The 13,963-nt window shown below is 63.7% G+C and carries 11 protein-coding genes and 1 tRNA gene; 6 read left to right on the top strand and 6 right to left on the bottom strand.

Annotated features, from left to right (window positions below; translation table 11 throughout):
* The first annotated feature begins 13 nt into the window (after nt 1-13).
* A complete protein-coding gene (locus NR193_RS03120; protein WP_256749422.1) occupies nt 14-739 on the top strand; it encodes a hypothetical protein in 726 nt (241 codons plus the stop codon).
* 41 nt (nt 740-780) lie between these two features.
* Here NR193_RS03120 and NR193_RS03125 read toward each other — a convergent pair whose 3' ends face one another.
* Complete coding sequence (locus NR193_RS03125) at nt 781-1,470, bottom strand: HAD family phosphatase (protein WP_256749423.1); 690 nt, start codon at nt 1,468-1,470, stop codon at nt 781-783.
* A gap of 163 nt (nt 1,471-1,633) precedes the next feature.
* On the opposite strand from NR193_RS03125, the gene NR193_RS03130 reads away from it, so the two are divergent.
* Entirely contained in the window at nt 1,634-2,767 is a 1,134-nt protein-coding gene (locus tag NR193_RS03130; protein WP_091576343.1) for a site-specific DNA-methyltransferase, read from the top strand.
* Between the two features lie 67 nt (nt 2,768-2,834).
* On the opposite strand, the gene NR193_RS03135 is transcribed toward NR193_RS03130, so the two are convergent.
* Complete coding sequence (locus NR193_RS03135) at nt 2,835-3,446, bottom strand: HAD family phosphatase (RefSeq protein ID WP_091576341.1); 612 nt, start codon at nt 3,444-3,446, stop codon at nt 2,835-2,837.
* The gene (gene mutY, locus NR193_RS03140; protein WP_256749424.1) at nt 3,439-4,716 is read right to left on the bottom strand and encodes an A/G-specific adenine glycosylase; all 1,278 of its coding nucleotides are present in this window, start codon (nt 4,714-4,716) and stop codon (nt 3,439-3,441) included. The genes NR193_RS03135 and mutY overlap by 8 nt, the downstream gene beginning before the upstream one ends.
* 55 nt (nt 4,717-4,771) lie before the next feature.
* Between mutY and NR193_RS03145 the strand changes: the two genes are divergently transcribed.
* The 3 genes from NR193_RS03145 (at nt 4,772) to smc (ending at nt 9,734) form a co-directional block, all read left to right on the top strand.
* Nucleotides 4,772-5,272, top strand: coding sequence for a DUF721 domain-containing protein (locus NR193_RS03145; RefSeq protein WP_256749425.1), 501 nt, complete (start codon nt 4,772-4,774; stop codon nt 5,270-5,272).
* Nucleotides 5,273-5,414: 142 nt separating this feature from the next.
* Entirely contained in the window at nt 5,415-6,158 is a 744-nt protein-coding gene (locus NR193_RS03150) for a DsbA family protein (protein WP_256749426.1), read from the top strand.
* 117 nt (nt 6,159-6,275) lie between these two features.
* Nucleotides 6,276-9,734 (top strand): chromosome segregation protein SMC, encoded by a 3,459-nt coding sequence (gene smc / locus NR193_RS03155; protein WP_256749427.1) that lies wholly within the window; start codon nt 6,276-6,278, stop codon nt 9,732-9,734.
* Between the two features lie 52 nt (nt 9,735-9,786).
* Here smc and NR193_RS03160 read toward each other — a convergent pair whose 3' ends face one another.
* The 3 genes from NR193_RS03160 to NR193_RS03170 form a co-directional block, all read right to left on the bottom strand.
* The gene (locus NR193_RS03160) at nt 9,787-10,155 is read right to left on the bottom strand and encodes a hypothetical protein (RefSeq protein WP_256749428.1); all 369 of its coding nucleotides are present in this window, start codon (nt 10,153-10,155) and stop codon (nt 9,787-9,789) included.
* 257 nt (nt 10,156-10,412) lie between these two features.
* Nucleotides 10,413-10,487 (bottom strand) — tRNA-Gln (locus tag NR193_RS03165).
* A gap of 127 nt (nt 10,488-10,614) precedes the next feature.
* Nucleotides 10,615-10,959, bottom strand: coding sequence for a VOC family protein (locus tag NR193_RS03170; protein ID WP_256749429.1), 345 nt, complete (start codon nt 10,957-10,959; stop codon nt 10,615-10,617).
* A 225-nt stretch (nt 10,960-11,184) separates the two neighbouring features.
* On the opposite strand from NR193_RS03170, the gene ppdK reads away from it, so the two are divergent.
* Nucleotides 11,185-13,863 carry a pyruvate, phosphate dikinase gene (gene ppdK / locus NR193_RS03175; protein ID WP_256749430.1) on the top strand — a complete coding sequence of 893 codons (2,679 nt, stop codon included), beginning with the start codon at nt 11,185-11,187 and terminating at the stop codon, nt 13,861-13,863.
* The last annotated feature ends 100 nt before the right edge of the window (nt 13,864-13,963 follow it).

The following is a 13,963-nucleotide window of genomic DNA, read 5'->3' on the forward strand; positions in this document are numbered from 1 at the left end:
GAAGTGCAGTTTCATGGCGTTTCGTACATTCAGTGGTCGCTTTTTGGCGGGTCTTGCGCTCACCGGCTTTATGCTTGCCGCCGCCGGCTGCCAATCGGGCGACAATGGCATCCTGAACCTCGGCATCGGCAAGAAGGACCCGACGGCGCCACCGCCGCCGCAGGATCCCAAGGTCCTGGCCAGCCAGTTGCAGGCCTACTGTCCGCGAGTGACGGTGCGAGATGGCACGGCCTTCTTCAACACCTATGGCAAGGACGTCCAGAAGTCCAAGCCCAAGCTCAAGAAGACCGGCGATGCCGCGCAGGATGCCGCGGCCCAAGCTGCCGCTGACGCCGCCGCTGGTACTCCGCCCGACGATTCGGCGAGGATCATTTATCAGGCCTCGATCAGCGACGTGACCCGCGACTGCAGCCGCGCCAACGGGCAGCTGACGATGAAGATAGCGGTCGCCGGCAGGATCGTGCCGGGGCCGAAGTTCTCGCCCGGCACCATCACCATGCCGATCCGCACCGCGGTGATGCACGGCACCGAAGTGCTTTACTCGCAGCTTCACCAGTATCAGGTCCAGGTGACCGACCCCTCGGTCGCCACACAGTTCGTCTTCACCGATTCCAATGTCGTCGTTCCGGAGCCGACGGCGCAGGATTATCAGGCCTATGCCGGCTACGATGAGACCGCACCCAAGGCGACAACCGACAAGCCGAAGAAGACCCACAGGAAGAAAGTGGCGACAAATTAAGCGGTTGCCTGCCCAACGTGCGTCTGGACCGACGCACGTTTTCAAGCATCGGCCGACCACTCCGACAGCGCCGCGATCACGCTTTTCAGCTCCGCCCAGCGCCGGATCACCGTTTCGGCGCCGGCCTCGGTCAGCGCGTCGGCATGGCCGGGATAGCTGTGCCCGGCACCAGTGAAGCCGATCACGCGCATGCCGGCTGTCCTGGCGCCGTGGACGCCGTGCACGGAATCCTCGATGACAAAGGTGTTCGCCGGCTTGGCGTTGAGTTTTTCCGCCGCGAACAGAAACACGTCCGGAGCGGGCTTGGTTTTCTTGCTCGGTATCTCCAGCGCCGAGAAGATGTGGCCGGCGAAGAACGGCAGCAGGTGCACTTTCTCCAGCATGAACTCGATCCGCTCAGTGCGTGAATTCGAGCAGACGCAGCACGGCGCGGTCACCGCGGCGACCGCCTCGCGCGCGCCATCGATAGCACGGACGTCGCTGCGCAATTTGCGGTCGACCAGATCCTCGGCGCGGTCGATGAGCGAGGCCTGGAACGGGATGCTGGACTTCTCCTCGACCCGCATCATGATGTCCTTGAAGGTCAGGCCGGCATAGGTTTCGGCGATTTCCTCGGCCGAGATTTCGTACCCGGCCAAGGTCAGCAGCTCGGCCTCGACACGCGCGGCGATGATTTCGGAATCGACGAGAACGCCGTCGCAATCGAAGATGACAAGGTCTGGCTGGGGCATGGTGATCCGGACGGTGGGAGGAGAAGGGCCTCGGAAGGCCTCAGGCGGCGCGGCATACACCAACAGGTCGGCCTTCGCAAACCCGGCGGTCTTCACCGAATATTTACGCTGATCGGTAACCATAACAGAGAGTAAAACAGTAACGCGTGCCTTGGGTGTCAGAATGTCTGCCGTGCGTCTTCTCGACGAGCTTTCCCACGCTCCCCAGCAATCCGAATGGCTGGATACGATCCTGAAGGGCGACTGCGTCGCCGCGCTCGACCGGCTGCCGGAAAAGTCGATCGACGTCATTTTCGCCGATCCGCCTTACAATCTGCAACTTGATGGCGATCTGCACCGCCCTGACCAGTCCAAGGTCGATGCCGTCGACGACGACTGGGACCAGTTCGAGAGCTTCGAGGCCTACGATGCTTTCACCCGCGCCTGGCTGCTGGCGGCGCGCCGCGTGTTGAAACCCAACGGCACCATCTGGGTCATCGGCTCCTACCACAACATCTTCCGGGTCGGCGCCAAGATGCAGGATCTGGGGTTCTGGATCCTCAACGACGTGGTCTGGCGCAAGACCAATCCGATGCCGAACTTCCGCGGCCGCCGTTTCCAGAACGCCCATGAGACGATGATCTGGGCCTCGCGCGACCAGAAGGGCAAGGGCTATACCTTCAACTACGAAGCCATGAAGGCCTCGAATGACGACATCCAGATGCGCTCCGACTGGCTGTTTCCGATCTGCACCGGCGGCGAGCGGCTGAAGAACGACAATGGCGACAAGCTGCATCCGACGCAGAAGCCGGAAGCGCTGCTCGCCCGCATCATGATGGCGTCGACCAAACCGGGCGACATCGTGCTCGATCCCTTCTTCGGCTCCGGCACCACCGGCGCGGTGGCCAAGCGCCTCGGCCGCCATTTCGTCGGCATCGAGCGTGAGCAGGCCTATATCGACGCCGCCAATGAGCGCATCGACGCGGTGCGGCCGCTGGACGGCGCTGATCTGACCGTGCTGACCGGCAAGCGCGCCGAGCCGCGCGTTGCCTTCGTCAGTCTCATCGACACCGGACTGATGACGCCCGGTGCGACGCTCTACGATGCCAAGAAGCGCTGGGCTGCCAAGGTGCGCGCCGACGGCACGGTGGCGATCGGCGACAGCGCCGGTTCGATCCACAAGATCGGCGCCGAAGTGCAGGGCTTGGATGCCTGCAACGGCTGGACCTTCTGGCACTATGAGCGCAGCGGCGGCCTGACCCCGATCGACGAGCTTCGCCGCATTGCGCGACTGGGCATGGAGCGGGCAGGGGCCTGAGCCCCTGCCGCTTGTTGCTAGTTTGCGTTGATTCAAAGCCTCAATGGATCGCTGCAAGCGATTCAAATCATGCTTTGATTCCGAGGCGCTGAAGGTCCGCCTGAAGTGTCGTCGCGTCGGTGAACAGCACCGATTGCCAGCCGGCGGCCTTGGCGCCGTCGACATTCTTCTGGCTGTCGTCGATGAACAACGTGGCCGACGGCTCGAGGCCGAACGTGGCGACGTGATGATCATAGATGCCTCGATCCGGCTTGATCATGCCGATCTCGCCGGAGATGGTGACGCCGCGCGGCCGTTCCAGAAAATCGAAGCGCTTGCGCGCCTCGGCCAGTGTGTCGGTGGCGAAGTTGGTCAGCATGGTCACGTCGTGACCGCTCTCGATCAGGCCGACCATGATGGCGACGCTGTCGTCATAGGCATGCGGCACCATGTCGTGCCAGTAGCGGCGGAAATTGCGGATGTTTTCCGCGTGATCGGGATGCTCGGCGATCAGCAGCGCCTCGGCCTCTTCCCAGGTCCGGCCACGGTCCTGCTCGATGTTCCAGTCATGCGTACAGACATTGTCGAAGAACCATTTCCGCTCCTTCTCGTCGGGAATCAGCCGGCTGAACGGAATGTTGGGATCGTAGTGGATCAGCACTCTGCCGATGTCGAAAACGATGTGGCGGACTTCAGTCATGGGGCCTCTTTGCACTGTGTGGCGACGGTTTCTTCGTCGCGCCGGGTATCGCAGCCTCGATTGCCTTTTTCATGACAGTGGGCAGTGCCTCGCCGGAAATTTCGTGGGCCAGCGACCAGAAATGCCCCGTCGGCGCGGCGCCGTTCACCTCAGCACGAAACACGTCGAGCTCGAGCGCAAAATGGGTGAAGACATGGGCAATCTGGCCGGCAGGCCGCCAGTTGGCGGGGAAAGGCGCTGCCGCCTCGGTGGTCGCGCCGTCGACCCGTGCCGTCCAGTCGGTCGTCGGCACCTCTGTCATGCCGCCGAGCAGGCCTCTTTCCGGCCGTTTGCGCAGAAGGATGGCGCCGTCGCCGCGCACGGCGACGAAGGCGGCGCCGCGGCGCAACGGCTTGTCGGCCTTCGGCAGGCGCACGGGGAAGTGCTCGGGATCGCCTGAACCAGTGGCGCTGCAGCCTTCGCGCAGCGGGCACAGCATGCAGCGTGGCCGGCGCGGCGTGCAGATCGTCGCTCCAAGATCCATCATCGCCTGGGCGAAGTCGCCCGGCCTCGTCCCTGGCACCATGCGCTCGACATGGGCGCGTATCTCGGCCTTGGCTTCGCTCAGCGGCGTGGTGATCGAAAACAGCCGGGAGATGACGCGTTCGACATTGCCGTCGACGACGGCGGCGGGCTGGTCGAAGGCGATCGCCGTGATGGCCGCCGACGTGTAGGCGCCGATGCCGGGCAGTTCCCTCAGGCCAGCCTCGGTGTCGGGAAACCGGCCGCCGCGCTCGGCCACCAGATCGGCACATGCCTTGAGATTGCGGGCACGGGAGTAATAGCCGAGCCCGGCCCAGGCCTTCATCACATCCTCGGTCGGTGCCGCGGCCAACGCCTCGACGTCAGGCCATTTCTCGACGAATGCCCGGAAATAAGTCTTCACGGCTTCGACCGTGGTCTGCTGCAGCATGACCTCGGACAGCCAGATACGATAGGGGTCGGGCCGCGCGCCGCGCGCATGCTCGCGCGGCGTGATACGCCACGGCAGCTCGCGGTGATGGACGTCGTACCAGCCGAGCAGGCGGGACGCGATGTCATCGCCGCTTCCAGATGCTGCTTTGCCGGTATCTCCAGATGCAGCCGTGCTGCCATCTCTGGATGCAGCCGTGCTGCTATCTCTGGATGCAGCCGTGCTGCTATCTCTGGATGCAGCCGTGCTGCTATCTCCAGATGCGGCTACGCCGGTATCTCTGGGTGCGGTCTTGCGGGTCAGGTCTGCTGGTGCCATTGATCGGGAATTGGCCTTGGCCGATGCTGATGAAGGTCGTGGCTGGAGGACGTACATGGCAGGGAGAAAGCCCTACGGCAATCCCGTCCCGGTGAGCGATCTTGCAACCGAAATCCTCGATCCGGTGCTGCGCAAGCGGGCCGGCATTTCAATTGGCCTCGTCCAGTCGTGGGAAGAGATCGCCGGTCCGCGCCTCGCCAGCCGCTCTCGTCCCGAGAAAATCCAGTGGCCGCGCCGCATGCATGAGGACGATCCATTCGAGCCGGCGGTGCTGGTCATCGCCTGCGAAGGCATGGCCGCACTCCACCTGCAGCACGAGACCGGCGAGATCATCAACCGGGTCAACGCCTTCCTCGGCTTCACCGCCATCAGCCGGATCAGGATCCTGCAGAAGCCGGTGACAGCGGACAAAGGACGGCCTAAACCGACATTGAGGCCGCTGACCGCGGCCGAGAAGACGAAATTGTCGGGCACGGTCGGCCTGATCGACGATGATGGACTGCGCGCCTCGTTGGAAAAACTTGGCGCGACCATTATTGGGGAAAGGAAGTCATAGATTTGTCGCCAATCTCGCGCATTCGTGATCGCCCTTGTCAGGTTTCGCGATTGGATTGGGGACAGGGATGCCTTAATTCGCGCCAACTCTCGCCTTTTCGTGCTTTTGCATTGCAAAATCCAACCCTTGTCAGGTGATTCGTATGAACCGTCCCCCGTTTGGCGCAAGCTTGTCTCGCAGAAACGTTCTGTCTTCGCTGGCCGCCATTCCGGCGCTGGCCCTGCTCGCGGCTTGCAGTGACTCTGGCGAGCAAGCCAAGGCCGCGGATGTGAAGCCTGCCGACCCGGCCGCGCCCGCGAAGCCGGCCACGCCGGCCGCCGCTACCGCGCCGGAAGCACAGGGCACGGTGGACATGGCGGAATTGCTGAAGCCGGGTGCGCTGCCCGACAAGCAACTTGGCAAGGACGACGCCAAGGTCACCATCGTCGAATACGCCTCGATGACTTGCCCGCACTGCGCGCATTTCGCCGAGACCACCTTTCCGGATCTGAAGACGAAGTACATCGACACCGGCAAGGCCCGCTACATCCTGCGCGAATTCCCGTTCGATCCGAGCGCCGAGGCCGGTTTCATGCTGGCGCGCTGCGCCAAGGATAACTATTTCCCGATGGTGGATGTCCTGTTCAGGCAGCAGGCGAACTGGGTTGGCGTTGCCAACACCAAGGACGCACTGCTGCAAATCTCGAAGCTCGCCGGTTTTACACAGGAGTCCTTCGAGGCCTGCTTGACGGACCAGAAACTTCTGGACGATGTGAGATCGGTCCAGAAGCGTGGCGCCAATGAATTCAAGGTCGACTCGACGCCGACCTTCTTCATCAACGGTAAGACCTACAAAGGGGCGATGTCGATTGAGGAAATGTCGGCCATCATCGACCCTCTGCTCTGACGCCCGGGCAGCGCCGAAGCGGCCGCGCTTCAGCATGCGCGGCCTCTTGTTGTGCCACGGATACCTTTCGCAAAACCGTGCAACATTTTTGCGGAATCCCCTTATAGGGCGGCGTGAATGAAGTTTTCACGCCTTCGCCTCCTCGGATTCAAATCCTTCGTCGAGCCCGGCGAGTTCGTCATCGAACGCGGCCTGACGGGTATTGTCGGGCCGAACGGCTGCGGCAAGTCGAATCTGGTCGAGGCGCTGCGCTGGGTGATGGGCGAAAGCTCCTACAAGAACATGCGCGCGTCCGGCATGGACGATGTCATCTTTTCCGGTTCGGGCACGCGCCCGGCACGCAACACCGCCGAAGTCACTCTTTTCCTCGACAACAGCGACCGTAGCGCGCCCGCCGCCTTCAACGATGCCGACGAATTGCAGGTGTCGCGCCGCATCGAGCGGGAGGCGGGCTCGCTCTACCGCATCAACGGCAAGGAAGCGCGCGCCAAGGACGTGCAGCTTCTGTTCGCCGACCAGTCGACCGGCGCGCGCTCGCCGTCGATGGTTGGGCAGGGCCGCATCGGCGAACTGATCCAGGCAAAGCCGCAGGCGCGCCGCGCGCTGCTCGAAGAGGCGGCTGGCATTTCCGGGCTGCACACCCGTCGTCACGAAGCCGAACTGCGGCTCAAGGCGGCCGAACAGAACCTCGAACGCCTGGATGACGTCGTCGGCGAGTTGGAAAGCCAGATCGAAAGCCTCAAGCGCCAGGCGCGCCAGGCATCCCGCTTCAAGAACCTGTCGGCCGATATCCGCAAGGCCGAAGCGACGCTGCTGCATCTGCGCTGGACGCTAGCCAAGACGCAGGAGGGTGAGGCACGCTCGGCGCTGGCGGTTGCCACGGCGCTGGTCGGCGATCGCGCCGCCGCTCAGATGAATGCGGCCAAGGAGCAAGGCATCGGCGCTCACCGCTTGCCTGACCTGCGTGACGCGGAAGCCGCCGCTGCCGCCGCCTTCCAGCGCCTGTCGATTGCCAAGTCGCAGATCGAGGAGGAAGCCGGCCGTATCCGCGCCCGCCAGGCCGAACTCGAGCGCCGGCTGCAGCAACTCGACGGCGATATTGCCCGCGAGGAGCGCATGGTCCGCGACAATGCGGATATTCTCGAGCGCCTTCGCACGGAAGAAGCCACGCTCAATTCCGAAAACGCCGGTGCCGCCGAGCGCGAGGCCAGCACCCGGGCAGCGTTCGAACAGGCGGCATCGACGCTTGTCGCAAGCGAAGCCAGGCTGGCCGCGCTGACCGCCGAGCGGGCCGAGGCCGCCGCTTCGCGCAACCAGATCGAACGGACGCTGCGCGACACCGCCGAGCGCCGCGACCGCTTCGCGCGCCAGCTCGCCGAGGTCGACCGGGAGCTGTCGGACATCCTGTCGAAGGTGGCCGGACTGCCAGATCCGGCCGAGAAACAGCTCCTGGTCGAACAGGCCATCGCGCTGCTGGAAGAATCCGAGGCTGCGGTATCGGGGGCCGAACAGTCGGTCATCGATGCCCGCGCCACCGAAAGCGCTGCCCGGCCGCCACTCCAGGATGCCAGGGCGGAGCTGGCGCGGATCGAGACGGAAGCGCGCACGCTGGCCAAGATCCTCAACGCAGCCAGCGGCGATCTCTTTCCGGCCGTATTGGAACAGATCAGCGTCGAGCGCGGCTTCGAGACGGCGCTGGGCGCCGCCCTTGGCGAAGATCTTGACGTGCCGCTCGACCGCAGCGCGCCGGTGCATTGGGGCGAAAGCCAGATCCAGCCCGGCGATGCGGCTTTGCCCGAGGGCGTCAAGAGCCTTGCCAGCGTGGTTCACGCGCCGGCGCAGCTCGCCCGCCGGCTGGCGCAGATCGGTATCGTTGCGGACAGCGATGGCCGCCGGCTGCAGGCGCTTCTTGCGCCCGGCCAGCGGCTGGTCAGCCGCGAGGGCGCGCTCTGGCGCTGGGATGGCTTTACCGCCAGCGCCGACGCGCCGACCGCCGCCGCGCAAAGGCTGGCGCAGAAGAACCGGCTGGCCGAACTCGATGCCGAAGCCGTGCAGGCGACGCTTGTCCTGCGCCAGGCCGAGGAGGCGCTGGCACAGGCCGAACAGACGCTTCGCCTTGCAAGCGAGGCCGAGCGCAATGCGCGGCAGGCCGGACGTGACGCCCAGCATCGGCTGGACGCAGCCCGCAATGCACTGGCGGAGGCCGAAAAGGCCGGCGGCGAATTGTCGAGCCGGCGCGCCGCATTGGACGAGGCGCGGGCCCGCATCGTCGACAGCCATGAGGAGACGTCGGCGGCTTTCGTCGAGGCCGAGATGCTTCTGCAAGACTCGCCCGATCTCGGCGACCTGCAATTGCAGCTCGAACAGTCCTCGGCCAATGTCGCGCGCGACCGCGCCACGCTTGCCGATGCGCGAGCCGTGCACGAGGGTTTGCGGCGCGAGGCCGAGGCACGCATACGCAGGCTCGAGGCCATTGGCGCCGAGCGCAGCAACTGGCTGGAGCGGGCCGAGAATGCCTCGACGCAGATCGCATCGCTAGGCGAACGCAAGGCCGAGGCCGAGGCCGAGCGCGAGCGACTGGCCGATGCACCAGACGAAATCGACGCCAAACGGCGTGCATTGCTGTCGCAGCTCACCGAGGCTGAGACCTTGCGCATGGCGGCCGCCGACCGTTTGCAGGAGGCAGAGAACAGGCAATCCGAACTGGACAAGGCGGCCACCGGCGCCATCCAGTCGCTGGCCGAGGCGCGCGAGACGCGCGTTCGCGCCGAGGAGCGGCTGACGGCGGCCGACGAACGCCGGCTTGAAGTCGAGGCGCGCATCCAGGAAACGCTGAACACGCCGCCGCATCTGGTCATCCGCCATACCGGTCTGGAAGCCGACAGCCCGATGCCGGAAATGGCCGAGATCGAGCGTCAGCTCGATCGGTTGAAGATCGAGCGCGAGCGACTTGGCGCGGTCAATCTGCGCGCCGAGGAAGAGCAGAAGGAGCTGTCCGACCGGCTGGAGACCATCGTCTCCGAGCGCGAGGACATCATCGAAGCCATCCGCAAGCTGCGGCAGGCGATCCAGAGCCTCAATCGTGAAGGCCGCGAGCGGCTTCTCGCCGCCTTCGACGTGGTCAACGGCCATTTCCAGCGGCTGTTCTCGCATCTGTTCGGCGGCGGCACGGCGGAATTGCAGCTGATCGAGTCCGAGGATCCGCTCGAGGCTGGGCTCGAAATCCTGGCCCGCCCGCCCGGCAAGAAGCCGCAGACCATGACGCTGCTGTCCGGTGGCGAGCAGGCGTTGACGGCGATGTCGCTGATCTTCGCCGTGTTCCTGACCAATCCGGCGCCGATCTGCGTGCTCGACGAAGTCGACGCCCCGCTCGACGATCACAATGTCGAGCGCTTCTGCAATCTCATGGACGAGATGGCCAACACCACCGAGACGCGCTTCGTCATCATCACCCACAACCCGATCACCATGGCGCGCATGAACCGGCTGTTCGGCGTGACCATGGCCGAGCAGGGTGTCAGCCAGCTCGTGTCGGTCGATCTGCAGGCCGCCGAGGCGATGCGCGAGGCAAGCTGAACCATCCCGGCTGCCTGGATCGCTTGGGCGATCTGGCAGCGATTGGCCATTTTCAGTCTCCGCGTCGCAAAATCCAGTTTGCGCACATCGCGACCGCGAGACCGAACGCCATGCCGACGCAATCGGCAACCCAGTCGAACACGTCGAGATCACGCTCTATCAGCGTCGTGCCCTGGAGAATTTCGATCGCGGCTCCAATCAGGGCAAGGAAGATGATCAGCCTTGCCTTGCGCTCGGGCCAGCCGAGGCTTCCCAGGAATGTCAGGACGGCGAATGCGCTGGCATGGTTCAGCTTGTCGTAGTGGAAACCGACGTCGATGCCGAATTCCTCGAGACGGGGTACCGGCAACAGCGCAAGCACAAGAACGACAATGAGGGTAACGACAAAGGCGATCCGTCCGGCGGCTGAATAAGATTCCATTCTGCTCCAACAACAAATCTGTGCCTGACCGCCGAGAAGGCCGAAGCCGGCTCGAAGATCCAGGCGGGCCTTTGCGGGAATACCCGATGGGGCAGGGCGGTGCCGTCGCGCCACGATTGCATCGGATGTTTCGAAAAGCAACGGACCCTGCGAGACGCCCGCCAGCATCATGCCTTGCGGGCAAAACAGCCAAATGGAGGCCCGCGTGGACATCACTTTAAGTATCTGATTATATTATCAAAAATGAAAATATATGATGGCTGGGGCGCCAGGATTCGAACCTGGGAATGTCGGTACCAAAAACCGATGCCTTACCACTTGGCGACGCCCCAATTGCCGTCAGAGTCGCTTGTGCGGCGCGTTATTAGCAGAGCAGCCAAAAAGCACAATGCTTATGAATGATGGTGGGAACGCCCGAATGCGCTAACTGTCGTCGTCCCCAGATGGCAAGCGAGCGGGCTATTCGGACCAGACCGCCATCTCGTTCCCGGCCGGATCGACAAAGTGAAAGCGCCGGCCGCCGGGGAACGCGAAGATCGGCTTGACGATCGTGCCGCCGGCATTCTCGACGGCATTGAGGGTTTCCTCCAGATCCCGGCTATAGAGCACGGGCAGTGGCTTGGCGGGCGCTTCCGCGGTGTCGGCCTGGAACCCCCCGTCCAGGCCCTCGGCAAAGGCCGAATAGGTCGGCCCATAGTCGGTGAAAGACCAGGCAAAGGCAGCACTGTAGAAAGCCTTGAGCCGGTCCAGCGTTCCACCGGTCGCCGGCATTTCCAGATAGTCGAGTTTTCCAGACAGTTTCATGGCGCACCTCTTTGTTCCCTGTATGTTCTAGTCCCGAGGCTCTGGAGTGGCAAGTCTTTTTGCCGCATCTTCCGACACAACTTTTTCTTAATCGATTGTAGCGGCCGGACGGCTTCCCTGACGCCTTGCCTTTCGCACTGCAGCATCATATCGCTCCGAAGTCGGACGCGGCGGAACTTTACGTTTCGCCAATCTTTCCAATCTCCTGCAACCGGAGAGCAAAGCATGACCAAATGGGTTTTCACCTTTGGCGACGGTGCGGCGGAAGGCCGTGCCGGCGACAAGAATCTGCTGGGCGGCAAGGGCGCCAACCTGGCCGAGATGTGCAGTCTGGGCCTGCCGGTGCCGCCGGGCTTCACCATCACCACCGAGGTCTGCAACGCCTATTATGCCAATGGCCGCACTTATCCGGCGGGATTGGAAGCGGATGTCGCGGTGGCGCTCGATCACATCGGCCGGCTGACCGGCCGCCGGTTTGGCGACCCGTCGAAACTGCTTCTGGTGTCGGTGCGTTCGGGTGCCCGTGCCTCGATGCCTGGTATGATGGATACCGTGCTCAATCTCGGGCTGAACGACGAGACGGTCGAGGCGCTCGCCGCCGATTCCGGTGATGCGCGCTTTGCCTATGACAGTTACCGCCGCTTCATCCAGATGTATTCGGATGTCGTCATGGGCCTCGACCACGAGGTGTTCGAGGAAATCCTCGAAGACCAGAAGGGCGGGCTCGGCCATGAGCTCGATACCGAGCTGACGGCCCTCGAATGGCAAGGCGTCATCGCGCTCTACAAGGCCAAGGTCGAGGAAGAACTCGGCAAGCCGTTTCCGCAGGATCCGAATGAACAGCTCTGGGGCGCCATCGGTGCCGTTTTTTCAAGCTGGATGAACAACCGCGCCATTACCTACCGGCGTCTGCACGACATTCCCGAAAGCTGGGGCACGGCGGTCAATGTCCAGGCCATGGTGTTTGGCAATATGGGCGAAACCTCGGCCACCGGCGTTGCCTTCACCCGCAACCCGTCGACCGGCGAAAAGCAGCTCTATGGCGAGTTCCTGGTGAACGCGCAGGGCGAGGACGTCGTCGCCGGCATCCGCACCCCGCAGAACATCACCGAGGCGGCGCGCATCGCCGCCGGCTCCGACAAGCCATCCTTGCAGAAGCTGATGCCGGACGCCTTCCATTCCTTCGTCACCATCTCCGACAGTCTGGAAAAACACTACCGCGACATGCAGGATCTCGAATTCACCATCGAGCGCGGCAAGTTGTGGATGCTGCAGACGAGGTCCGGCAAGCGCACCGCCAAGGCGGCGCTCAGGATCGCCGTCGATATGGCCCGCGACAAGCTGATTACGAAGGAGGAAGCTGTCGCTCGCATCGATCCGGCCTCGCTCGACCAATTGCTGCATCCCACCATCGATCCCAAGGCGGCGCGCGACGTTGTCGGCATCGGTCTGCCTGCCTCTCCAGGTGCCGCCACCGGCGAGATTGTCTTTTCCTCTGGCGACGCCGAGGAGCTCAAGACTCAAGGCCGCAAGGCGATCCTGGTGCGCATCGAAACCAGCCCAGAAGATATTCACGGCATGCATGCGGCGGAAGGCATCCTGACGACGCGCGGCGGCATGACCAGCCACGCCGCCGTCGTTGCGCGCGGCATGGGCAAGCCTTGCGTGTCGGGCGCCGGTTCGCTACGTGTCGACTACAAGGCCGGCACGCTGATGGCGATGGGGTCGACCTTTCGCAAGGGTGACATCATCACCATCGATGGCGGTAACGGCCAGGTGCTGAAGGGCGCCGTGCCGATGCTGCAGCCGGAACTTTCCGGCGATTTCGCCGCCATCATGGAATGGGCGGATGCGGTGCGCCGCATGAAGGTGCGCACCAACGCCGAAACACCGCTGGATGCGCGCATGGCGCGTTCCTTCGGCGCCGAAGGCATCGGGCTTTGCCGCACCGAGCACATGTTCTTCGACGGTGAGCGGATCGTCGCGATGCGCGAAATGATCCTGGCCGACACGGAAAAGGACCGGCGCACCGCGCTTGCCAAGCTTCTGCCCATGCAGCGTTCGGATTTCCTCGAACTGTTCGAGATCATGGCAGGCCTGCCGGTGACGATCCGTCTGCTCGATCCGCCGCTGCACGAATTCCTGCCCAAGACCGAGGAGGAAATTGCCGAAGTCGCTACCGCCATGAATGTGTCGCCAGACAAGCTCAGGCAGCGCACCGAGGCCCTGCATGAGTTCAACCCGATGCTCGGCCATCGCGGCTGCCGGTTGGCGGTGTCCTATCCCGAGATCGCCGAGATGCAGGCACGTGCCATTTTCGAAGCCGCCGTCGAGGCCGGCCGCAAGGCCGGTGCGCTGGTGGTTCCCGAAATCATGGTGCCGCTGGTCGGTCTCGTGAAGGAGCTCGACTATGTGAAGGCGCGCATCGATGCCGTCGCCAAGAGCGTCATGGAGGAGACCGGCGTCAAGATCGACTATCTGACCGGGACGATGATCGAATTGCCGCGCGCGGCGATCCGCGCCCATGTCATCGCCGCCACGGCCGAATTCTTCTCCTTCGGCACCAACGACCTCACCCAGACGACCTTCGGTATCTCGCGCGACGATGCGGCCTCGTTCCTGGAAACCTATCGGCAGAAGGGCATCATCGAGCAGGATCCGTTCGTCTCGCTCGACATCGACGGCGTCGGTGAACTGGTGCGCATGGCTGCCGAAAAGGGCAGGGCGACGCGGCCGGACATCAAGCTCGGCATCTGTGGCGAACATGGCGGCGACCCGGCTTCGATCCGCTTTTGCGAAGAGGTCGGCCTCGACTACGTGTCCTGCTCGCCCTATCGCGTGCCGATCGCCAGGCTGGCGGCAGCGCAGGCGGCAGTGCTGGTCGCCAAGGCAGGCCACGGATAGGACCCCGTCCAGATCGAGCTTACCGTTTTGTAAGATAATTCACGCGAACGTGCTGACGGCACCGCGCAATCTCGACATTGTTCCCGGCCAATTTGCGGAC

This window comes from Mesorhizobium sp. Mes31 (assembly GCF_024519675.1).
Lineage (GTDB): Bacteria > Pseudomonadota > Alphaproteobacteria > Rhizobiales > Rhizobiaceae > Mesorhizobium.